The 21,137-nt window shown below is 71.9% G+C and carries 22 protein-coding genes; 13 read left to right on the forward strand and 9 right to left on the reverse strand.

Annotation, left to right across the window (positions count from 1 at the left end; all coding sequences use genetic code 11):
- The first annotated feature begins 41 nt into the window (after positions 1-41).
- The 3 genes from OG738_RS04405 to OG738_RS04415 all read left to right on the forward strand — a co-directional run bounded on the left by OG738_RS04405 (position 42) and on the right by OG738_RS04415 (position 2,716).
- The gene (locus OG738_RS04405; RefSeq protein WP_329051426.1) at positions 42-881 is read left to right on the forward strand and encodes a hypothetical protein; all 840 of its coding nucleotides are present in this window, start codon (positions 42-44) and stop codon (positions 879-881) included.
- 40 nt (positions 882-921) lie between these two features.
- A complete protein-coding gene (locus OG738_RS04410; RefSeq protein ID WP_329051428.1) occupies positions 922-1,536 on the forward strand; it encodes a TetR/AcrR family transcriptional regulator in 615 nt (204 codons plus the stop codon).
- A 151-nt stretch (positions 1,537-1,687) separates the two neighbouring features.
- A complete protein-coding gene (locus OG738_RS04415) occupies positions 1,688-2,716 on the forward strand; it encodes an LLM class flavin-dependent oxidoreductase (protein ID WP_329051432.1) in 1,029 nt (342 codons plus the stop codon).
- On the opposite strand, the gene kstD is transcribed toward OG738_RS04415, so the two are convergent.
- Positions 2,713-4,446, reverse strand: coding sequence for a 3-oxosteroid 1-dehydrogenase (kstD, locus tag OG738_RS04420; protein ID WP_329051433.1), 1,734 nt, complete (start codon positions 4,444-4,446; stop codon positions 2,713-2,715). The two genes, OG738_RS04415 and kstD, sit on opposite strands and share 4 nt — an antisense overlap.
- A gap of 205 nt (positions 4,447-4,651) precedes the next feature.
- Between kstD and OG738_RS04425 the strand changes: the two genes are divergently transcribed.
- On the forward strand, positions 4,652-5,362 hold the full coding sequence (locus OG738_RS04425; RefSeq protein WP_329051434.1) for an SDR family NAD(P)-dependent oxidoreductase: 711 nt from the start codon (positions 4,652-4,654) through the stop codon (positions 5,360-5,362).
- Between the two features lie 10 nt (positions 5,363-5,372).
- On the forward strand, positions 5,373-6,092 hold the full coding sequence (locus OG738_RS04430; protein WP_329051436.1) for a nucleotidyltransferase domain-containing protein: 720 nt from the start codon (positions 5,373-5,375) through the stop codon (positions 6,090-6,092).
- Here the strand turns inward: OG738_RS04430 and OG738_RS04435 are convergent.
- Positions 6,089-7,369, reverse strand: a complete 1,281-nt coding sequence (locus OG738_RS04435; protein ID WP_329051438.1) for a 6-phospho-beta-glucosidase — start codon at positions 7,367-7,369, stop codon at positions 6,089-6,091. The two genes, OG738_RS04430 and OG738_RS04435, sit on opposite strands and share 4 nt — an antisense overlap.
- Positions 7,370-7,578: 209 nt before the next feature.
- Positions 7,579-8,322 (reverse strand): DeoR/GlpR family DNA-binding transcription regulator, encoded by a 744-nt coding sequence (locus OG738_RS04440; protein ID WP_329051440.1) that lies wholly within the window; start codon positions 8,320-8,322, stop codon positions 7,579-7,581.
- Positions 8,323-8,435: 113 nt separating this feature from the next.
- On the opposite strand from OG738_RS04440, the gene OG738_RS04445 reads away from it, so the two are divergent.
- The 5 genes from OG738_RS04445 to OG738_RS04465 all read left to right on the forward strand — a co-directional run bounded on the left by OG738_RS04445 (position 8,436) and on the right by OG738_RS04465 (position 12,419).
- Complete coding sequence (locus OG738_RS04445; protein WP_329051442.1) at positions 8,436-9,464, forward strand: carbohydrate kinase family protein; 1,029 nt, start codon at positions 8,436-8,438, stop codon at positions 9,462-9,464.
- Positions 9,464-10,180: a heavy metal-binding domain-containing protein gene (locus OG738_RS04450; RefSeq protein ID WP_329051444.1), complete on the forward strand. Its 717-nt coding sequence runs from the start codon at positions 9,464-9,466 to the stop codon at positions 10,178-10,180. The genes OG738_RS04445 and OG738_RS04450 overlap by 1 nt, the downstream gene beginning before the upstream one ends.
- Positions 10,181-10,392: 212 nt before the next feature.
- Positions 10,393-11,190, forward strand: a complete 798-nt coding sequence (locus tag OG738_RS04455) for a heavy metal-binding domain-containing protein (protein WP_329051445.1) — start codon at positions 10,393-10,395, stop codon at positions 11,188-11,190.
- 9 nt (positions 11,191-11,199) lie between these two features.
- A complete protein-coding gene (locus OG738_RS04460; RefSeq protein ID WP_329051447.1) occupies positions 11,200-12,018 on the forward strand; it encodes a heavy metal-binding domain-containing protein in 819 nt (272 codons plus the stop codon).
- Positions 12,018-12,419 carry a hypothetical protein gene (locus OG738_RS04465; protein WP_329051449.1) on the forward strand — a complete coding sequence of 134 codons (402 nt, stop codon included), beginning with the start codon at positions 12,018-12,020 and terminating at the stop codon, positions 12,417-12,419. The genes OG738_RS04460 and OG738_RS04465 overlap by 1 nt, the downstream gene beginning before the upstream one ends.
- Here OG738_RS04465 and OG738_RS04470 read toward each other — a convergent pair.
- Together OG738_RS04470 and OG738_RS04475 are read right to left on the reverse strand one after the other, a co-directional pair.
- A complete protein-coding gene (locus OG738_RS04470) occupies positions 12,416-14,491 on the reverse strand; it encodes a PQQ-dependent sugar dehydrogenase (RefSeq protein WP_329051451.1) in 2,076 nt (691 codons plus the stop codon). The genes OG738_RS04465 and OG738_RS04470 overlap by 4 nt on opposite strands.
- 289 nt (positions 14,492-14,780) lie before the next feature.
- Positions 14,781-15,635: an alpha/beta fold hydrolase gene (locus tag OG738_RS04475; protein ID WP_329051453.1), complete on the reverse strand. Its 855-nt coding sequence runs from the start codon at positions 15,633-15,635 to the stop codon at positions 14,781-14,783.
- Between the two features lie 100 nt (positions 15,636-15,735).
- Here OG738_RS04475 and OG738_RS04480 point away from each other — a divergent pair, with 100 nt between their 5' ends.
- Positions 15,736-16,302: a CGNR zinc finger domain-containing protein gene (locus tag OG738_RS04480; RefSeq protein WP_329051454.1), complete on the forward strand. Its 567-nt coding sequence runs from the start codon at positions 15,736-15,738 to the stop codon at positions 16,300-16,302.
- 246 nt (positions 16,303-16,548) lie between these two features.
- On the opposite strand, the gene OG738_RS04485 is transcribed toward OG738_RS04480, so the two are convergent.
- On the reverse strand, positions 16,549-17,385 hold the full coding sequence (locus tag OG738_RS04485; protein WP_329051456.1) for an oxidoreductase: 837 nt from the start codon (positions 17,383-17,385) through the stop codon (positions 16,549-16,551).
- 112 nt (positions 17,386-17,497) lie between these two features.
- On the opposite strand from OG738_RS04485, the gene OG738_RS04490 reads away from it, so the two are divergent.
- Positions 17,498-18,058 carry a TetR/AcrR family transcriptional regulator gene (locus tag OG738_RS04490; protein WP_329051457.1) on the forward strand — a complete coding sequence of 187 codons (561 nt, stop codon included), beginning with the start codon at positions 17,498-17,500 and terminating at the stop codon, positions 18,056-18,058.
- A gap of 77 nt (positions 18,059-18,135) precedes the next feature.
- Positions 18,136-18,543 (forward strand): VOC family protein, encoded by a 408-nt coding sequence (locus OG738_RS04495; RefSeq protein ID WP_329051459.1) that lies wholly within the window; start codon positions 18,136-18,138, stop codon positions 18,541-18,543.
- A 151-nt stretch (positions 18,544-18,694) separates the two neighbouring features.
- Here OG738_RS04495 and OG738_RS04500 read toward each other — a convergent pair whose 3' ends face one another.
- The 3 genes from OG738_RS04500 to OG738_RS04510 all read right to left on the reverse strand — a co-directional run bounded on the left by OG738_RS04500 (position 18,695) and on the right by OG738_RS04510 (position 20,978).
- On the reverse strand, positions 18,695-19,540 hold the full coding sequence (locus tag OG738_RS04500) for an SCO6745 family protein (protein ID WP_329051461.1): 846 nt from the start codon (positions 19,538-19,540) through the stop codon (positions 18,695-18,697).
- A gap of 10 nt (positions 19,541-19,550) precedes the next feature.
- The gene (locus tag OG738_RS04505) at positions 19,551-20,102 is read right to left on the reverse strand and encodes a cytochrome P450 (RefSeq protein WP_329051462.1); all 552 of its coding nucleotides are present in this window, start codon (positions 20,100-20,102) and stop codon (positions 19,551-19,553) included.
- Between the two features lie 147 nt (positions 20,103-20,249).
- The gene (locus tag OG738_RS04510) at positions 20,250-20,978 is read right to left on the reverse strand and encodes an SDR family oxidoreductase (protein WP_329051464.1); all 729 of its coding nucleotides are present in this window, start codon (positions 20,976-20,978) and stop codon (positions 20,250-20,252) included.
- Between the last annotated feature and the right edge of the window lie 159 nt (positions 20,979-21,137).

Below are 21,137 nucleotides of genomic sequence, written 5' to 3' on the forward strand. Positions count from 1 at the left end.
CCCTTTGCTCCCAAGCGGTTCCCGTTCCTATCCTGATCCGCATGACGAACCGACCGTTCCGGTGGGACCTGGTGCGTCCCGACCAGGTCGGGACGCTCCTCGACGAGGCCGCGAATCCGCACCTCTGGTTCCTCGACGACCTCACCACCTGCACCGCCAAGGTCCTCGCCCGCTGCGGTGACGGCGAACTCCACTTCGTCGGCCGGTCGCTGGACAGCATGCACGACCTCCTCGGCGGCGCTCTCGAACGCACGTCGTGGCGCGACCGCGTGCACCGGCTGCCGCTGTCCCTCAAGCCACGCCACGGTTTCGGGCGGCGGGACGTCCAGCTGCTCCGCGAAAACCTCGCCGCCGCGGGAATCACGCCGCACGCGCTCGCGCGCGGGACCCGGCCGACCGTCTTCGTCGACCTCGTCTACGAAGGCGACACCTTCACCGAGCTGTACGTCCGGCTGCGGGACTGGATCGACGAGGACCGTGAGGCGTGGCACGTCATCCGGCGCAAGCTGCGGTTCCTCGGCGTCACCCTCCGCCAGCCGATCCGCCCGGACGCGTGGCGGTGGCAGGAGGACGTCGCCTGGACGCGCGAGCTGCCGGCCGCGGCGGTCCGCAACGTGTCGCTCGCGCGGGACGTCTGGTGCTACTTCGGCAACGACCAGCCGAAGCTGACGCCGTCGTTCCCGCGGCAACGCTGGTCCGACGAGACCGTCCGGACGCCCGACCACGGCAAGACGACCCGGCGCGCGCTGGCCGAGGCGTTCGCGCTCGTCGACGCCGGCCGGTCCGCGCGGGTGCGCGAGCGGCTCGTCCGGACGATCTCCGCCGAGCCCGCGATCGCCGGGCCGTGGCTGCGGGCGCTCGTCCGCGAACTGGGCGCGTGAGGCGGCTTCCGGGTGTTCCCGGGGTGGGTACCGTTACCCCATGAAGCGCAAGGAGGTCGCCGTCCGGCGGGAGGAGATCCTGCTCGCCGCGCTGGAGCAGATCAGCCGGCGGGGCATCGCCGGAGTGCGGGCCGCCGACGTCGCCCAGGACCTCGGCGTCAGCACCGCCCTCGTCTTCTACCACTTCGGCACCCTCGAAGCCCTCATCATCGAGGCCATCCGGCAAGCGGCCGAACGCAACCTCGCCGTCCTGCGCGACGAGCTGAGCCGGCCGGGCCCGGTCGGCGAACGCCTTCGCGCGGTCCTCGTCCTCTACGGACCGACCAAGCCCGCCGCCGGCTGGCACCTGTGGATCGAAGCCGGCGCCGCCGCGATGCGCGACCGCGAGCTGCGGGAGGTCGTCCAGCGGCTCGACCTGCGGTGGCGTGACGCCGTCGTCTCGCTCATCACCGAGGGCGTGGCCGGCGGCGAGTTCCGCTGCCCGGACCCGCGCGGCGCGGCGTGGCGGCTGACCGCCCTGCTCGACGGGCTCGCCGTGCAGTTCGTGGCGCGCGAGGGCACCGTCACCGCCGACGACTGCGCGCGGTGGGTCGGCCAGGCGCTGGCCCACGAGCTCGGCGAGACCGAACCGGCGCTGACCGCGGAGGGCCGATGACCGAGCCGGCGTTGCTCGAAGTGGTTCGTCCGCGAGTGTCGGCGAACGCAGCAATGAACGAAACAGTTCGTCCGCAAGCCGCGTCGCACGCGGGGTCGCCCTCCCCGAACTCAGCGGGAACGAATCCACCCCCAAGATAGTTGAACGCTCTATGAAACTCGGCATCTACAGCTTCGGCGACCGCGCGCCGGACCCGCACACCGGCGAGCAGCCGTCCGTCGCGCGGACGCTGGCCAACACCCTCGAGCGGATCAAGCTCGCCGACGAGCTGGGCCTCGGCTTCTACGGCCTCGGCGAGCACCACCTCGACCAGTACGCCATCTCCAACCCGGGCACCGTCCTGGCCGCGGCGGCGAGCGTCACGAGCCAGATCACCCTGAGCTCCGCCGTCACCGTGCTGAGCACCGAGGACCCCGTCCGCGTCTACCAGCAGTTCACGACGCTCGACCAGCTCAGCCACGGCCGCGCCGAGCTGCTCGCCGGCCGTGGGTCGTTCACCGAGTCGTTCCCGCTGTTCGGCAACGACCTCGGCGACTACGACGAGCTGTTCGAGGAGAAGCTCGCGCTGCTCCTGCGCATCGACCGCGAGGACCCGCTGACCTGGTCCGGCAAGTTCCGCCCGCCGCTGGACAACGCACGGATCCTGCCGCGCCCGTACGGCGACCGCCTGCGCATCTCGATCGGCACCGGCGGCAACCCCGAGTCGTCGATCCGCGCCGGGCTGCTCGGCCTGCCCGTGGTGTACGCCGTGATCGGCGGGCGGCCCGAGCGCTTCGCGCCGCTGGTCGACCTCTACCGCCAGGCCGGCGAGGCGGGCGACCACAAGAAGGAAGACCTCCACGTCACCATGGGCGCCATCGGCTTCATCGCCGAGAACTCCCAGGACGCCAAGGAGAAGTTCTACCCGTACTGGCTCGAGACGATGAAGTACGGCGCGAAGGCCCGCGGCTGGGCCGTCCCGACCCGCGCCGAGTACGACCAGTACACCCACGACGCGCAGGCGTTGTTCGTCGGCAGCCCGCAGGAGATCGCCGAGCGGATCGTCACCGTCGGCAAGCTCACCGGCGCCGACCGCTACGCACTGCAGATGGACTGGTCGGGCGTCCCGCACAAGGACGTCATGCGTGCCATCGAACTACTCGGCACCGAAGTCCTTCCGTTGGTGCGTAAGGAGTTCTAGACGTCGTTCCCGGCGATGTACCCGAACGTCATCGCCGGGCCGATGGTCGAACCGGCGCCCGCGTAGCTGTGCCCCATCACCGCCGCGCTCGCGTTGCCGGCGGCGTACAGGCCGGGAATCACCGAGCCGTCCGGGCGGAGCACGCGCGCCCGGGCGTCCGTGCGCATGCCGCCCTTCGTGCCGAGGTCGCCGGGCACGATCTTGAACGCGTAGAACGGCGGCGCCCACAGCGGCGCCAGGCACGAGTTCGGCAGCACCAGCGGGTCGGTGTAGTAGTGGTCGTACGCGCTGGCGCCGCGCCGGAAGTCACCGTCCACTCCGGACCACGCGAAGCCGTTGAAGCGATCCACTGTGGACTTCAACGCCGCCGGCGGCACGCCGATCGCCGACCCCAGTGCCTGGATGCTCGACGCCTTGAAGACCGCACCTGCGGTGTACCAGGCGTCCGGCAGCGGCAGCAACGGCAGCGTGTCGCGGAACAGGTACTTGTCGCGGTAGTTCTGGTCGACGACGAGCCACGCGGGGATGTCCGGCTCGGCCGGGTTCTTGTCGTACATCGTGTGCACGACGTCGCTGTAGGGCGCGGCCTCGTTGACGAACCGCTTTCCGGCCTGGTTGACGATCAGGCCGCCGGGCAACGTCCGCTCGGCGAGGCAGAAGTACGGGTCGCCGGGGATCGGGATGGCCGGGCCCCACCACGCGTCGTCCATCAGGTCGAGCGCAGCGCCCGCCCGCTGCCCGGCGCGGTGGCCGTCGCCGGTGTTCTCCTTCGCCCCGACGGTCCAGGCGGTGCCGATCGGCTGCCGCTGGTACTGCGCGCGCATCGCGGCGTTGTGCTCGAACCCGCCCGAGCCGACGATCACGCCACGCCGCGCCCGCACCAGCCCGCCCGGCACGAGAACGCCGGTCACCGCGCCGTTTTCGACGTTCAGATCGAGCAACGGCGTGTTCAGCAGGACCGGGACGTTCGCCCCGAGCAGGCCCGCCCGCAGGCCGGCGGCCAGCGACTGCCCCATGGTGAGCGGTTTCTGGCCGGCCAGCGCGGCGGCCGTGCCACGGGCGAGGCAGGCGGCCGCGACCGCGGCGCCCTTCGCGTTGACCGCGGCCAGGTTCAGCCACTTGTAGTCGGCACTGAAGACGACCAGCCCGGCCGGCGTGGCGAGGTACGGCGGGTTCAGGTTCGCGAGCTCCGCGCCGAGCAGGGTGCCGTCGAACTGGTCCGGCTCGATCGAGCGGCCGTTCGGCATTCCGCCGGGCAGCTCCGGGTAGTAGTCGCTGTAGCCCTCCATCCACCGGAATCGCAGCGGGCTGTTCGCCAGCACGAACGCGATCATCTCGGGTCCGTTGCGCAGGAACGCTTCCTGGCGCGCGGCGGGCACGTCCGGTCCGACGACGGCGGCGAGGTACTGCGCGGCTTTCGCGGGCGTGTCCGGCACGCCGGCGGCGAGCAGCACCGGGTTGTTCGGGATCCAGATCCCCGCGCCGGAGCGCGCCGCGGAGCCGCCGAACGTCGGCGCCTTCTCGAGCACGACGACGCTGAGCCCGCGCTTGGCCGCCGTCAGCGCGGCGGTCATCCCGGCCGCGCCGGAGCCGACCACGACGACGTCGTACTCCCCGACCAGCGGTGCGGCGCTCGCGGAAGACGTCGCGGCGAGCCCGGACGTCACGGCGAGGCCCACACCCGCCGCGGTGCCGCGCAGGATCTGGCGGCGGGTCAGGTCGGCATCCATGGCGCACTCCTCGCTCGCGGAACGGCGAAGGTCATGGTGTCGGTCCACTCCGGAAACTGGAACTTGTTCTACCCGCATGGAGCAGCCCGGTAGACCAGTGGTCCCAACCCATGACGACATTCGCCGTACGCCCCAACCAAGTTGACACTACCCTCACCTTATGGATAACTTGAGATCAGTCTCAACTTACTCCGAGGAGGACCTCTTGCCGAAAGTCATCGCCGTCCTGGGCGTCGGACCCGGTCTCGGCCTGTCGATCGCCCGCCGCTTCGGCCGCGAAGGCTTCACGACGGCGTTGGTCTCGCGCACCGAATCCCGGCACGCGAGCTACCGATCCGCGTTGACCGGAACCACCACGCACACCTACGCCGCGGACGTGACCGACCCGGCCGAACTGAAAGCCGTTCTAGCGCGCATCGAGGCCGAGGCAGGCCAGCTCGACACGGTGTACTTCGGCCCGGCGGACGCCGCCGCCCCCGGTCTCGCCCCGCTGACCGAAGCGGGTGCCGACGCCCTGCGCGTGCCGTTCGAGTCGATCGTGCTCCCGGCGGCCCGGCTCGTCGAAGCGGTACTGCCCGGCATGCTTGCGCGCGGCTCGGGTGCGCTGCTGTTCGCCGGCGGTCTCAGCGGCAAGCACCCGATGCCGATGCTCGGCACCCTCGCGCCGGCGTCGGCGGCGTTGCGCATGTACGTCCTGACGCTCAACGCGGCCCTGCGCGAAACGGGCGTCTACGCGGGAACGCTGACGATCGGCGGCCTCATCGAGCGCGGCGACATCCACCGCGAATTCACCAAGCGGGACCACGGCTTCGCGGTCGGCACCCTGAACCCGGACGACCTCGCGGACAAGGCGTGGTCGCTGTACAGCAGCCGCGACGAGGCCGAAGCGGAGTTCAACGCGATGGCGGCGGTCTAACCTGGGGATCATGTTCACGCCGGCCGACCGTCAGCTGCTCCGCGAGGCCCTGGTCGAGGCGGCCCGGTCGGACGAGCGCGTCACCGGCGCCGCGCTCACCGGTTCCGCCGCGCTCGACGCCGAAGACGCGTGGTCGGACATCGACCTCGCCTTCGCCGTCACCGGCGAGCCCGAGCCGGTGCTCGCCGACTTCACCACGCGGATGTACGGCGAGCACGGCGCGGTGCACCACATGGACGTCGTGTTCGAGCGGACCGTGTTCCGCGTGTTCCTGCTGGCGAACACGTTGCAGGTCGACCTGGCGTTCTGGCCGGAGGCGGACTTCGGCGCGACCACGCCGAAGTTCCGCCTGTTGTTCGGGACGCCGCGCGACCGCCCGCAGTCGCCGCCCCCGGACGCGCGGCGGCTGATCGACCTGGCCTGGCTGCACGCGCTGCACGCGCGGTCGAGCATCGGCCGCGGCCGCGGCTGGCAGGCCGAGTACATGATCGGGCGGGTCCGGGAGTACGCGCTGGCCCTGGCCTGCCTGCGCCACGGCGTGCCCGCGGTCGAGGGCCGCGGCCTGGACCAGTTGCCCGCCGACGTCACTTCCCCCTTCGAGGCAACGCTCGTCCGTGGGCTCGGCGACGTCGGCCGGGCGTTCCACGCCGTCACCGAGTTGCTCGTCGGCGAGATCTCCCGGGTCGACGCCGATCTGGCTCGCCGGCTGGGACCGCTGCTGCTTTCCTAGGCCAGGTAAGCGAGTTCCGGGTGCGCGGTGACGTAGGCGTCGAGCAGCCGCCGCGCGACGGAGACCGAGTCGACCAGCGGATGCAGCGCGAATGCCTTGAGCGCGGCCGATCGCGAACCCGTCGTCGCCGCCTCGATCGTCGCCCGCTCGACGGCCTTGACCGCGGTCACCAGGCCCAGCGCGTGCTCGTCGAGCGGCCCGGTGGCGAGCGGGCGGGCACCGTTCGCGTCGACGACGCACGGCACCTCGGCCACCGCGTCCCCCGGCACGCCCGGGAGCGCGGATCCGTTGCGCACGTTGAGGATCAGCGTCGTGCGTTCGCCGTACGCGATGGCCCGCATCAACGCCAAGGCGACCTTCTCGTAGCCGCCGCCTTCGAGATCGTCACGCTCCCCTTCGCGCGTGTCGGCCATGTACGTCGCTTCGCGCTCCAGGCGCGTGCGCTCCCACGACGTCAGCGACGGCGCGTTGTAGAAGCCGCGTTGCTGCTCCAGCAGCTGGGCACCGCGTGACTGTGGGCTCCTTGCTTCGCGCGCGAAGTAGTAATAGTGCAGGTATTCGTTGGGCAGGGAACCGAGCGTCCGGAGCCAGCCGGCGCCGAAGAGCTTGCCCTCCTCGAAAGACTCGAGGGCTTCCGCATCGGCGAGCAGCTTCGGCAGGACGTCTTCCCCGCCGACGCGGACGGCACGCAGCCAGCCGAGGTGGTTGAGCCCGGCGTAGTCGAACCACGCCGTCGCCGGATCGACGCCGAGGGCCCGCGCGACGCGGCGGCACAGCCCGACGGGCGAGTCGCAGATGCCGAGCACGCGGCCGCCGAGGTGCGCGGCCATGGCTTCGGTGACCAGCCCGGCGGGGTTGGTGAAGTTGATGACCCAGGCCCGGGGCGCGAGCGCATTGACGATCCGCGCGAGTTCGACGGCGACGGGCACGGTCCGCAGCCCGTAGGCGACCCCGCCCGCACCCACGGTTTCCTGACCGAGTACGCCCTCGGCGTGCGCGATCTGTTCGTCGAGCCGCCGGCCGCGCAGCCCGCCGACCCGGATGGCGGAGAACACGAAGTCCACATCGGACAGTGCGGCGGCGAGGTCGGTGGTGGTCCGCACCCGCGGCGCGTCCGGGACGCCCGCGGCCTGCTCGGCGAGCACCCGTTCGATCGCCGCGAGCCGCCCGGGCTCGACGTCGTGCAGGACGAGTTCGGTGACCCCGCCGTCCGCCAGCAGCGCGCCGTGCACGAGCGGCACGCGGAACCCGCCGCCGCCGAGGATCGCGAGTTTCATCGCAGGCCCTCCAGTGCGGTCGGCTCGGTGCCCCCGCAGCCGCCTCGGATCGCCGGGCTCATCGCAGCACCCCCATCCCGCCGCTCGCACGACAGCACATGCCGCAGCCGCGGAACCCGCCGCCGAGGATCACCGCAGCACCTCGACCCCGGCCTCACGCCACACCGCGCACGTCGGCCGGGCGGGCCCGCCGTCTCGGATCGCCGGGCTCATCGCAGCACCTCGACGCCGGCCTCGCGCAACGCCGCGCACGTCGGCTCGTCGGCGCCGGGGCACGTGACCACCACGTCGAGCGCGTCCGGGCCGCAGACCCGGGCCAGCCCGGTGCCGGGGAACTTGCCCGCGTCGGCGAGGAGCACCACGCGGTCGCCCGCGGCGAGCATCGCGCGCTTGACCGGCACCTCCACGACCGTCGAGTCCATCACGTGGCCGTCGCCGCGGATGCCGCTCGTGCCGAGGAAGACCGTGTCGGCGCGGACCTGGCGCAGTGCGTCCTCGGTCAGGAATCCCACCATCGAGTGATAGCTGCGCCGGACCACGCCGCCGAGGAGGACCAGCTGGACGTCGTCGGCGTCCTTCAGCTCGTCGTAGACCGCGAGGCTGCTGGTGATCACCGTCAGCGCGCGGTCGCGCAGGTGGCGCGCCAGCCGGTGCGCCGTGGTGCCGATGTCGAGGAGCACGGTGTCGCCGTCGGCGACCAGGCCCGCCGCGCGCCGGGCGACCGCGTCCTTTTCGTCGGCCCGCTCGGCGGCCACCCGCGCGAACGGCTCGTCGTCGGCCGCCATCGCCCCGCCGTAGACGCGGGTCAGCCGGCCCTCGCGGTCGAGCCGCACCAGGTCGCGGCGCACGGTGGCCGCGCTGACGCCGAGCCGCTCGGCCAGCACGCCGACCGGCGCCGGGCCCTCGGCGCGGAGGGCCCGCAGGATCAGCTCGTGCCGACGCTGGGGCAGCATGCCGGGACGATAGCAGTCAAACTCGCTCACCAGACGATCGAGTTTGCCCGTCTCTTGCGCATTCCGCGCGGCTGAAGCACGCTCGTGCGCATCCTCGATTGCTGGAGGCGCCCGTGCCGGTCGAGCCCGAACCCGAATTCGACGTCTTCCTGTCCGGCCTGCTGTTCTTCGACCTGGTCTTCACCGGGCTCGAACGACCGCCGGAGCCGGGCACGGAGGTGTGGACGGGCGGCATGGGCTCGGGCCCGGGCGGCATCGCGAACTTCGCGGTCGCGCTGAGCCGCCTCGGCCTGCGGACGTCGCTGGCGGCGGCGTTCGGCACCGACGTCTACGGCCGCTACTGCTGGGACGTGCTCGCACGGCAGGAACACATCGACCTGTCCCGGTCGCGGCGGTTCCCGGAGTGGCACTCCCCCGTCACCGTCTCGCTGGCCTACGCCGGCGACCGCGCGATGGTCACCCACGGCCACCCGCCGCCCGTGCCGGTCGCCGAGCTGGCCGGGTCGCCGCCGCCGAGCCGCGCGACGGTCGCGCACATCGGCCTCGACACCGCCGAATGGGTCCATACCGCGCACCAGGCCGGCAGCCTCGTCTTCGCCGACGTCGGCTGGGACCCGTCGGAGGCGTGGTCGGCCGCGCTGCTCGACCAGCTCGCGTGCTGCCACGCGTTCCTGCCCAACGACGTCGAGGCGATGCGCTACACCCGCACGGACACCCCGGAAGCGGCGCTGGCCAAGCTCGCCGACCTGGTCCCGGTCGCGGTGATCACCCGCGGCGCCGCGGGCGTGCTCGCCGTCGACGGCACCACGGGCGAGACGGCGGACATCCCGGCCCTGCCGGTGAACGTGCTCGACGCGACCGGCGCGGGCGACGTCTTCGGCGCGGGGTTCGTCGCGGCCACGCTGACCGGCTGGCCGCTGGCCGACCGCCTCCGGTTCGCCGGCCTCACGGCGAGCCTGTCGGTCCAGCACTTCGGCGGCGCGCTGGCCGCACCGGGCTGGCACGAGATCGCGGAGTGGCACTCGCGCGACCGCCGGCCGGAGTACGCGTTCCTCGACGACGTCCTGCCCGCCGAAACGATCGCCGAGACGTCCCGCCGCGGCCCGGTGACCCTCGGCTTCGGCGACGACAGCTGGCGCTGATGCACCCGCGCGCCGACCGCTACACGACGTCGGGACTGCGGACGTCACTGCTCTCGGTACCGGGCGCGGTCGGCGCCGAAGCGGTCGGCCTGCGCCCGGTCGGCGAGGTGATGGGCTGCGTGGTCGAGCACGCGCAGGACCTGGCCCCGAGCATGCGCCGCGGCTACGCGACCGCGCTGGACCGCCTCCGCGCCGAGGCGACGGAGCTGGGCGCGGACGGCGTCTTGGCGATCGGCTGCACGGTGACGCGGGTGAGCGCGGCGGTCCGCGAGTTCGTCGTGCTGGGCACGGCGGTGCGTGCGTCGCGGGGGAAGCGGCCGCCGCGGCCGTTCACGACGGGCCTGTCCGGCCCGGACGTGGCGAAGCTGATGCTGGCGGGCTGGGTCCCGGTGACGGTCGCGATCGGCATCGACGGCGCGACGGCGTACGACCTCGCGATGACGGACCGCCCGGGCGAGGAGGCGGCGGTGCCGACCGACCTGGTGAGCCGGGTCCGGGCGGCGGCACGGGCGGAGTTCTCGGCATCGGTGCGCGAGTCGGGCGCCGACGGCGGCCTGGTCTCGTCGACGACGTTGCAGGCCTGGGCCCTCGGCCACACGGGAGCGGCGGCGGTGGCGAGCGTGTTCGGCACGGCGGTGGCCCGGTTCGGGGCTCGTCGAGCGCCGACGGTGTCGCACCCGGTGCTGCGGCTGGACGGAAATCCGCCGAGCCGGTGACGGACGGCCCGCGGTTTCCGCCCGGCTCTTCCCCAGCGGTCGCCGCCACGAGCGCCGCGCCAAGCCATCCCGGCCGCTCGCAGCCCGCACTCCCTCCCCGCTGCCGGGACCGGACCTTCCGGACATACCCCGGTGATCTCCCCGCGCCCGCCGCCCGCTCGCGCGGATCCGTGCCACGATGGGGACGAGAGCCGGTCGAAGGAGGTCCGCCAGTGCCCGAGTGGGACGGTCGTGGCCTGCCGCCCGTCGCGCGGGCCCGGGTCGAGCGGTATGCCGCGTCCGGGCTCAAGACTTCCCTGCTCAGCGTGCCCGGCGCCGTCGGCGCGGAGGTGGCCGGCTTCACCGCCGTCGGCGAGGTGATGGGCTGCGTCGTCCAGCAGGTCGGCTGGACCGGGCCCGGTGCGTGGGCCGCCGACCAGGTCAAGCTGCTCTCCGGGATGCTGCGCCAGGGCTACGCGACCGCGCTCGACCGGCTCGGGCAGGAAGCCACCGCCCTCGGCGCCGACGGCGTCCTCGGCATCACCGTGACCATCACCGCGCTCGACGACGTCATGCAGGAGTTCACCGCGCTCGGCACGGCCGTCCGCGCCGAGACCGACCAGCGGCCGCGCGGCCTGTTCACCACCGACCTGCCGGGCCAGGACGTCGGCAAGCTCATGCAGGCGGGCTGGGTGCCGGCGCGGATGGCGGTCGGCGTCGCCGGCCGCGCCCACTTCGACTACAACATGCAGTACCAGGTCAACCCGCTCGCCGGGAACACCGAAGTCGACGTCGCGACGAAGGTCGTCACCGAGGTCCGCGGCGCGGCGCGGGCGGAGTTCGCCCGCGCGATCCGCGACTGCGGTGCCGACGGTGGCATCGTCTCGGGCATGACGCTGCGGTCGTGGCCGGTGCAGGAGGTCGCGGTGGCCGGCATCGCCACCGTGACCGGCACCGCGATCGCCCGCTTCCACACCGGTCGCGCCGCCCCGACCAGCGCGCTCAAGATCCTGCCGTTGAACCGTTCCTGAGGAGGCTTCGTGACCACCGCGGATCCCGCCGCGCAGCACATCCCCGAGGATGCGATGCGCCGGCTCGCCGAGATGCGACCTGGCCAGAAGACCAGCCTGTTCACGTCCGACCTGAGCGTCAACGAGTTCCTCCTCGTGCGCGAAGCCGGGTTCCGCCCGCTCGGGCTCGTGCTCGGCTCGAGCATCTACCACGTCGGGTTCCAGATGGGACGGTGGAGCAAGAACCAGGAGATGGACCGGCTTTCGCAGGCGATGTACCACGCCCGCGAGCTCGCGATGTCCCGGATGGAGGCGGAGGCCGACGTCCTCGGCGCCGACGGCATCGTCGCGGTCCGGCTCGAGATCGAGTTCAAGGAGTTCGGCAGCGACCTGGCCGAGTTCGTCGCCGTCGGCACCGCGGTGAAAGCCGACGAGCCCGGTGAATGGCGCAACAACACGGGGAAGCCGTTCACCTCGGACCTGTCCGGACAGGACTTCTGGACGCTCGTGCAGGCCGGCTACGCGCCGCTCGGCATGGTGATGGGCACGTGCGTCTACCACATCGCGCACCAGCGGTTCCGGCAGATGATGGGCAACATCGGCCAGAACGTCGAGATCCCGCAGTACACCGAGGCGCTGTACGACGCGCGCGAGCTCGCGATGTCGCGGATGCAGGCGGAAGCCGAGCAGCTGGCGGCGGAGGGCATCGTCGGGGTGCAGCTGCTGTCGCTGCCGCACCGCTGGGGCGGCCACACGACGGAGTTCTTCGCGATCGGCACGGCGGTGAAGCCGCTGCGCGCCGACCACCGCATCGCCAAGCCGCAGCTCGTGCTGCCCCTCACCGACTGATGGGCAGCGAACTGGACTTCCACCTGGTGGTGGCGGCTCTGCGCACGGACCGCGCGGACGTCGAGTCGTACCACCGGGTCCTGTCCGAGACGCTGGGCAGCGCGCTGCCGCCGGGCATGGTCGAGGTGTCGCGGCACCGCACGTTCGCCGACCGCGTCGCGGGCCGCGACGGCCAGGCCGTCGCGGTGAAGGTGAACACCCCGGACCGGGTCCTGGTGCTGAGCACGGCCAAGCACGGCGGCGTCGCGGCGGAGATCCACCAGGTCGTCCGGGGCGTGGTGATCAGCCGCAAGGAAGCCGCGGTCGACGACTGGCTCACGGCGCTGGCCCAGGAGCTGACTTCGCTGGCGTCGAAGGACGCGAGAGCGCGGGATGCGCTCTCGCGTCTCCTCGGCGGTTAAGCCACCGTCACCCGCAGGATCTTGTTGTGGCTGTTGTGCGGCGTGCTGTCCTTGTCACCGTCCACACTGGTCGCGAGCCACATCTGGCCGCCCGGAGCGGGCTCCACCGTGCGCAGCCTCCCGTACGTGCCGTCGAAGAACGTCTGGAAGTTCGTCAGTGAGCTACCGCTGATCACCGCGCGGTAGAGCCGCGTGCCGCGCTGGCACGCCACGTACAGCGCGTCGTGGATGATCGTGATCCCGCTGCACGAACCCTGCGCCACCGGGTACGTCTTCTTCGGCGCGATGAACCCGGCGGTGCCGCAGGTGCCCGACGTCCCTTCGCACGACGGCCAGCCGTAGTTGCCGCCCTTCACGATCAGGTTCGTCTCGTCCATGATGCTGTTGCCGAACTCCTGCTCCCACAACCGGCCCTGCGAGTCGAACGCCAGGCCCTGGACGTTGCGGTGCCCGTAGCTCCACACCGCGTTGTGGAACGGGTTGTCCGCCGGGATCGAGCCGTCCGGGTTGATCCGCAGCACCTTTCCGTTGAGGCTGCTGGTGTTCGACGCGTTGTCGCCGTTCTGCGCGTCACCCGTGCCGGCGAACAGGTAGCGGCCGTCCGGGCTGAACCGCAGCCGGCCGCCGTTGTGGAACTTGTTGCGCGCGATGCCGGTCAGCAGGATCTGCTCAGTGCTCGTGGTCAGCGAGTCGGCGGCCGGGTCGTACTTGATCCGCACGATCCGGTTGTCGGTCGGCGACGTGTGCATGATGTAGAGCCAGTGGTCGGACGCGTACGACGCCGGGTTGATCTCCAGCCCGGTCAGGCCGCCTTCGCCGTCGGTGCTCTGGACGTTCGGCACGGTGCCGATCGTCTTCTTCGCCCCGGTCTTCGGGTTCAGGTGGACGATGTCGTGCGCGTCGCGCTGGTTGTAGAGGATCGTGCCGTCCGGCAGGGTGACCAGGCCCCACACGACGTCGTCGTCGGTCGCGACCTGCGTCGCACCGCAAACTCCTTGCGACGGCGAGCAGGTCGATCCGCCGGTGGTGGTGACGTCGAGGACCGGCGTGCTCGGCTCGCTCAGGTTGCCGTTCCCGTCCACCGCCCGGACCTGCAGGTGGTAGGCGGTGTTCGGGGTCAGCCCGCCGAGGGTGGTGCTCGCCGTGTCGGACGTGCCGATCTGCGTGCCGGAGTTGAAGATCCGGTAGCCGGTGACGCCGACGTCGTCGGTCGAAGCGGTCCACGCCAGGCCGATCGACGTGCTGTTGACCGCGGTGGTGTGCACGTTCCCGGGTACCGACGGCGGCGTGTGGTCGTCGGACGGCGGTGTCTTCACGGACAGGGTGCCGCTGGCCTGCGAGACGTTCCCGGCCGCGTCGCGCGCGTTGACGTAGAAGCCGTAGGTGCTGTTCGGGTTGAGGTTGTCGCAGGTCGCGGTGAGGGCACCGGTGGTGCTGGCGCAGAGCTGACCGTCTCGGTAGACGTCGTAGCCCACGACGCCTTCGTTGTCGGTGGCCGCGGTCCACGAGATGGTCGCGCTGATCGGGGTGACGCCGACGAGCGTCGGCGTGCCGGGCGGCGAGGGCGGCACGGCGTCCCCGGTGGACCCGTAGACGCCGAACTCCTGCAGCGAGTAGCCCTTCGACGCGTCGGTGCGGCAGCGTTTCGTGCCGTACACCCGGACGTACCGGCCGGTGCCGTCGAGTGAGGTCAGGTCTTCGACACCGCCCTTTCCGGTGGTGGTCGCGTAGATCCGCGTCCACGTGGCGTGGTCGGCGGAGGTGTCGATCTCGTAGGCCGTGGCGCACGAGGCGTCCCACTGCAGCCGCACGCGGCTGACGTGCGCCGTCGCCCCGAGGTCGACGTAGATCCACTGCGGATCGACGCCGGCCGCGCTGGCCCAGCGGGTCGCCGAGTCGCCGTCGACCGCGTTCGCCGCCGGACAGCACCCGCCTGCCGATGACGCCGTCACCGGCTTTCCTTGTGACAGCAAGGCATCCGCCGCTTGCACCGGCCCTGCCGCGCCGATCGTCCCGGCGACGAGCGCGGCCACCGCGGCCACGATCGTCCCCACCCGAATCCGTCTGGTCATCCGTCCTCCACGCTGCCGGTGCGGAGGGGTCGACGATTCGGCACGCCTCCGCGGAACACCGTCCGCCGCCGTGGCTCCGGTCTGCCTCACGCGCGCCCGGGCCCGTCGGCGAACGACCCGTCGGCGCAGGCAGAGGCGGATGCCTGACGACGACGGCGGGGTTCTCCGGGACCGGGACCGACCTGGGGCCAGGGCGATCTCGGGGAAACCCTACGAGCGGAACGCCGGACCGGTCAACCGGCGCGTTGGCGGTGTCCCGCTCACCGAACCCGTTGAGCGAGAAGGGGTTTCAGGGCGCCACCACCCTCCCGAGGAAACCGCGGACATACCCGGCGATGGCGTCCAAGTGCGTTTCGAGGGCGAAGTGGCCCGAGTCGAGGAGATGGATCTCGGCGTCGGGCAGATCGCGGGCGTAGGCACGGGCGCCGTCGGCGATGAAGATCTCGTCGTTGCCGCCCCAGACGGCCAGCAGCGGAACCTGGCTGGTCCGGAAGTACTCGTGGAACTTCGGGTACAGGCCGATGTTGTGGTGGTAGTCCGCGAGAAGCGCCAGCTGGATCTCGGCACCGCCGGGCCGGTCGAGGAGGGCCTGGTCGTGGATCCAGACGTCCGGGCTGACCAGTTCCGGATCGGGCACGCCGTCGAGGTACTGCGCCTTGGTGGCTTCGAGGCTGACCATGCCGCGCAGGTCGTCCTCGGTCAGCGTGCCGGCCGCGAGCCGCTGCGGCAGCCCGGCGCCCAGGCCGTCGACGTAGGCGTTGCCGTTCTGCGTGACGATCGCGGTGATCCGCTCCGGGTTCCCGGCCGCGATGCGCAGGCCGACCGGCGCGCCGAAGTCCTGGATGTAGAGCGCGAAGCGGCCGAGGCCGAGCTGGTCGAGCAGGCCGAGGGTGAGCTCGGCGAGGGCGTCGAAGGTGTAGGTGAACTCGCTGACCGAAGGCGCGTCGGAGGCGCCCGCACCCAGGTAGTCGGGCGCGACGACGTGGTAGCGGTCGGCCAGCGCGGGGATGAGGTGCCGGTACATGTGCGAGCTCGTCGGGAAGCCGTGGAGCAGCACGATCGTGGGTGCGTCGGCGGCGCCGGCCTCCCGGTAGAACAGCCGGCGCCCGGCAACGGTGGCAAAGCGGTGATACACGGCGACCATCGGTCTCTCCTCGCGTCTCATGTTTATCGGCTCATCTATCCATGAGACGATGTAGGCTGTCAACGGGTCGGGAGAATGGGGACGAACTCGGGAGGCGAACGTGGTCACTGCGGCACCCGGCGAGGAGCGCTCCCCCGCGCTGGCGCTGGTCAACACCCGCCGGCTGAACGCGGGCGGCGAGGTCGACGACCTGGCCGAGCCGCACGCCGCGGCCCGCTGGCTGCACCTCTCACCGGCATCGCTGGCCGCGGACGACCTGAGCCGCATCACGGACCTCCGCGCGGCTGTCCGCGAGCTGCTGGCCGCCTTGACGGAGGACCGCGCACCGGACGCGGCCGCACTGGAGACCGTGAACGCGGCCGCCCGCGCCGACGCGGCCGCACCCCAGCTCACCTGGCCGTCCGGCCCACACCGCGAGTGGCGCAGCACCCAGCCGGGCAGCCTCTCGGAGGCCCTGGCGGCGTTGGCCCGCGACGCGATCGAGGTGGTCACCAGCGACCTAGGCCACCTGGTCCGCCCCTGCGAGGCCCACGGCTGCGCACGGTTCTTCGTCCGCGAGCACGCCCGCCGCCGCTGGTGCTCGACGACGTGCGGCGACCGGGTCCGCGCGGCCCGGCACCAGCGGTTGGTGGTCGAGCAGCGGGAGTCAGCCCAGGGACGATCCTGAGGTTGGCTCGCCGGAGTGCGTGGGCGTTTCGGTCAGGGTGGGTATCGCTCGCGAGCCTGCGTTTTGGCTGGACCAGGGGCTGTCGGTTCCGACGATTCGCGGGGTGTGTGCGAGGAGGTTCGGGCCGGGCTGGACTGCATCCGCGACCCGCGTGCCGCCTCACCGACGCAGCCGCAGCCGGGTCGCATCCGCCAATCCGCCGTCAGGTTCTGTTCACCCCCATCCCTCGCCAGTGCCTCGGTCACCTCAGGCCTCCGCGAACGCTGCCGATCGGCTCACCTCCGCCCACTCGGCCACCTCAGCTGCTCGGGCGCGGTCCGACCGTTGGACCGCTTCGACCGCGTCCGCGCCGAGTAGCAGGCGCAGCGGTGGTGCGTCGAGCCGGACGACGTCCGCGAGGATGCGGGCTCCGCGGGCCGGGTCGCCCGCTTGCTTGCCGTCGGTCGCGTCGCGGAGGCGGTGCATCTCGCCCACCGAGGCGTCGTACTCCGGGCGGACCTGTGCGCGCTCCATCGATGCTCCCTGCCAGTCCGTGCGGAACGCGCCCGGCTCGACGATCGTGACCTTGACCCCGAACGGCTTCACCTCCGCGTTGAGGACCTCGGAGAACCCCTCCACCGCGAACTTCGCGGCCTGGTAGGCGCCCAGCCCCGGCGAGCCACCCACCCGGCCGCCGACCGACGAGAACTGCAGGAAGTGCCCCGAGCCCTGCTCGCGGAACACCGGCAGGGCCGCGCGCGTGACGTTGACGACGCCGAAGAAGTTGGCCTCGACCTGCGCGCGGAAGTCGTCTTCCGCCATGTCCTCGATCGGGGCGCTGTTCGCGTAGCCGGCGTTGTTGGCCACGACGTCGAGGCCGCCGAACTCCCGTACCGCGAAGGCCACGGCCTCACGCGCGGCCACGGGGTCCGTCACGTCCAGCGCGAACGCACGGACCCGGCCACCGTGTTCGGCCACGAGATCCTTCAGCTGCTCCGGCCGGCGCGCCGTGGCGACCACGCGGTCGCCGTCCTCGAGTGCGACCCTGGCCAGCTCCCGCCCGAAACCGCGGGAACTGCCGGTGATCAGCCAAGTCCTGCTCATGATGCCCTCTCCTCGCTCCGCCTGCACCGGCTAACCAACCGGTTGGTTGCCTCCAGGAAACACTCCTCGACTACATTTGTCAACCAACCAGTTAGTTGCTAGAGTCGTCGGCATGAGAGATGCGGCGGAGACGAAGCGGCGACTGCTCGCCGCCGCGACGGAGGAGTTCGCGGAACGGGGCATCGCAGGCGCCCGCGTGGACCGGATCGCGGACTCGGCCGGATGCAACAAGGCGATGCTCTACAAGTACTTCGGCAACAAGGACCGGCTGTTCGACACGGTTTTCGGCGAGTCGGTCGGCAGGTTCGTCATCGACGTCCCGGTCGACGCCCACGACCTGCCGAGCTACGCCGGGAAGCTCTTCGACCGGTACGAAGAGCAACCGGAGACGCTGCGGCTGGCGGTCTGGCACCGGCTGGAGCGCCCCGAAGGCAAGTGGGTCACCGAAATCGTGCTGGCCAACGAGATCCGGCTGGCCGATCTGAAACGAGCACAAGACGAAGGGAGACTGTCCAGCCACTACACACCCTTGGAACTGCTGGTGTTGATCCAGTCGATCTCGACGGCGTGGGCGACGACCAATTCGGAGCTCGGCGTGCGCATGGCCATCCCCCGCAAGAAACGGCGAGAGCTCGTGGTGGACGCGGTCCGGCGGCTGATCGCGGAACACTGACGAGTGGTGGGCGAACACCTCGGGCACGGGTAGCGTGTGCTCCGCCGGGCTGGGCCGGGCCGACGGAGGGACGCACGATGGAGTGGACGCTCGAAGTGGTCGTGGTGCCGGTGTCCGATGTGGACCGCGCGAAGGCGTTCTACGCCGACCAGCTGGGGTTCACCCTCGATCACGACATCACGGTCGGCGAGAACGGCCGGATCGTCCAGCTGACTCCGCCGGGCTCGGGCTGCTCGGTCGTGATCGGCAAGGGCGTGGTCGCGGACATGCCGCCCGGTTCGCTCAAGGGGCTGCAGCTCGTCGTCAAGGACCTGCCGAAGGCGCACGCGATGCTGCTGGAGCGCGGGGTGGATGCGGGCGACATCGAGGTCCACGGCATGGGTGTCTGGGATGGGAAGGCCGACCTCGACAACGTGGGTTTCGTGCACTTCGCCGATCCGGACGGCAACGCCTGGGCGGTGCAGCAGATCTCGTCGCGCCGGTGAGCTGCCGCGAGGGTGAGCCGTGACCGGGGCGACGCAGCGAGGCGAGGCAGGCGCCCGCCCGGCGTGACCGGCCCGGGCGTGCCGGCAAGCCGAGGTCGGGCGCGTACGTCAGGTGTGACGAGCGCAGGCGGGCAAGGCGAGGCTCGACACCTCAGGGACGCGGGACGCCCATCGGGTTCGGGACCGGGACCACACCCGCGTCGATCACCGCACGGCTCAGCGGGGTCGCCAGCTCCAGGAGCCGCGACAGGCCGGCCGGGCCGAGCGCGTCCACCGGGGCCGCCGCCAGGCGGTCCGTGTCCTCCTCGATCCGGCGGCGCAACGCCGTGCCGGACGGGGTCAGCCGGCCGGCGGGATCCAGCAGGCCACGGGTCCGCAGCCGCTCGGCAGCCAGCGTCCACTCCGCGTCCGACCAGCCACGGTGGGGCTGGACGTCCCCGCGGGCGATCACGGAGTCGCCGATGTGGGTCAACGTCGTCTCCAGGCCCGTCAGGCCCGCGTGGACCGCCGACAGGACGTGCCCGTCGCCGCGGTGCTCTCGCAGCACCGTCGCCGCCAGCCACAGGCGGCCCAACACCCCCGTCGGCCGGGGCACTGCCGACCAGGCCGCCGCCAGCGGACGTGCGTCGAAGTCGCACGCGGACGCGGCCAGCGACAGCAGCGACGCGAGTTCGTCGTGTCCCGAAGGCCCCAGAACAGCGGAAAGCGCGTTTTCGACGGCCGCGAGCCGAGTGCGAAGCACCTCCGCGGGCGAGGCGAACGACCACGCGTCCGGCAAGGCGCGCGACACCATCGCCGGCGCGAAGCCGAACAGCATCGACGTCGCCGCCGCGGGGCCGATCGGGCCGACCGGCGCGAGGCGGCCCGCGAAGTACCCCATCCAGTACCCCCGCAGGCCGGCCTCCTTCGCCGCGGACGCCGTCTCCGGCGCGAAGTACACGACCGCGTGCAGCGGCTCCACGGCCGCCCACAGCCGACGCGCCGGTGAGATGCTCATGCCGCCATTCTCACCCCCAGGCGACGGGCAGCTCCCGCACCCCGTACACCAGCGTGTTGTGCTTGAACGCCAACGACTCCCGCGGCACCGCGAGCCGCAGGTCCGGGACCCGGCGGAACAGCCGCGTCAACGCCTCCTGCAGCTCGACGCGGGCCAGCTGCTGGCCGATGCACTGGTGCGCCCCGAAGCCGAACGCGACGTGCGTGCGCGGTGACTCGCGGTGGAAGTCGAGCTTGTCGGCGCCCGGGAACAGCTCCTCGTCGCGGTTGGCCGAGTTCAGCGCCGCCACCAGCCACTCCCCCGCCTTCACCGACCGGGAACCGACCCGCACGTCCGCGGTCGCGTAGCGCAGCACGCCGAACTGGACGACCGACAGGTACCGCAGCAGCTCCTCGACCGCCCGGTCCGGCGCGGAAAGCACGACGTCGCGCTGGGCCGCACCGCGCGGACGTCCTGGTAGCGGGTGACCAGCCAGGCATCCATGCCCGCCGGGCAGCGCACCCGCGACGTCGGCGCGGTTTCCCGCAGCGTGGCGTAGTTCCCGGGCGGGTCGAACGGGCATCCGGCCGGTCGTGCCGTCGGGAGGGCCGGGGTTTCGGATGCTGCCGTCACGGCGGATCACACCTCTCTTCCGGTGGTCTGGACACTTCCACCATGGAGAGAACCGGCGTCGTCGTGGGACGTTCGACCCACTTCCGACCCGGATGGCCTAGCGGGCGCCGTACGCGCCGCCGTTCACGTGCACGACCTGACCGGTGACGTGCCCCGCGCCCGGGGAAGCCAGGAACAGCACGGTTTCCGCGACTTCGTCCGGGGTGCCGGCCCGCTTGTTCAGCGCCACGGAGATCCGCGAACTGAGCCATTCTTCGGTCAGCGTGCCGTGGAAGAACTCCGTGTCGAGGATGACGCCGGGCGCCACGACGTTGGCCGAGCCCGACGCGCCGAGCTGCCGCGCGAGGTCGGTGTTCCACGCCTCGATCGCCGCCTTCGCCGCGCCGTACGAGCCGGAGCCCTGCTTCGCCGCGACAGACCCGAGAGTCACCACCCGCACGTTGTCCGCGAAGCGCGGCTTCAGGGCGGCCGTGACCAGTACCGCGGTAACGACGTTCGCGTCGAAGTTCGCGCGCCACGCGTCCGCCAGCCCGGCGAGGTCTCCGGGCGCGGGTGCTTCCCGCACGCGATCGGTGTTGCCGCCCGCGTTGTTGACCAGGACGTCCACCCGCGCGGGCAGGTCCGCCAGCGCCGCTTGCACCGCCGCCGGGTCGCTCGCGTCGAACGCCACCGCCCGCGCGCCGAGCTCTTCCGCCGCAGCCTCCAGCACGTCCTTGCGCCGCCCGGTGACGGTGACGCGCTCGCCCGCCGCCGCGAACCGGGCGGCGATCGCCAGCCCGATGCCCGTGCCGCCCCCGGTGACCACGACATCCCGCTGTTCGCTCATGACGCCATCTTCGCCGACGCGAACCCCGGCACACGCGGGATTTCCCGCCGACCGGGACACGAACCGGATTCGTTAGGAAACTTTACGAACAAGTCTTGACGGCGGGCCGCCGCCCGGCGAACCTGAACGCACGCCGCACGTCATCGTCCGCCCACCCCC

Origin of the sequence: Amycolatopsis sp. NBC_01488 (genome assembly GCF_036227105.1) — a bacterium.
GTDB lineage: Bacteria > Actinomycetota > Actinomycetes > Mycobacteriales > Pseudonocardiaceae > Amycolatopsis.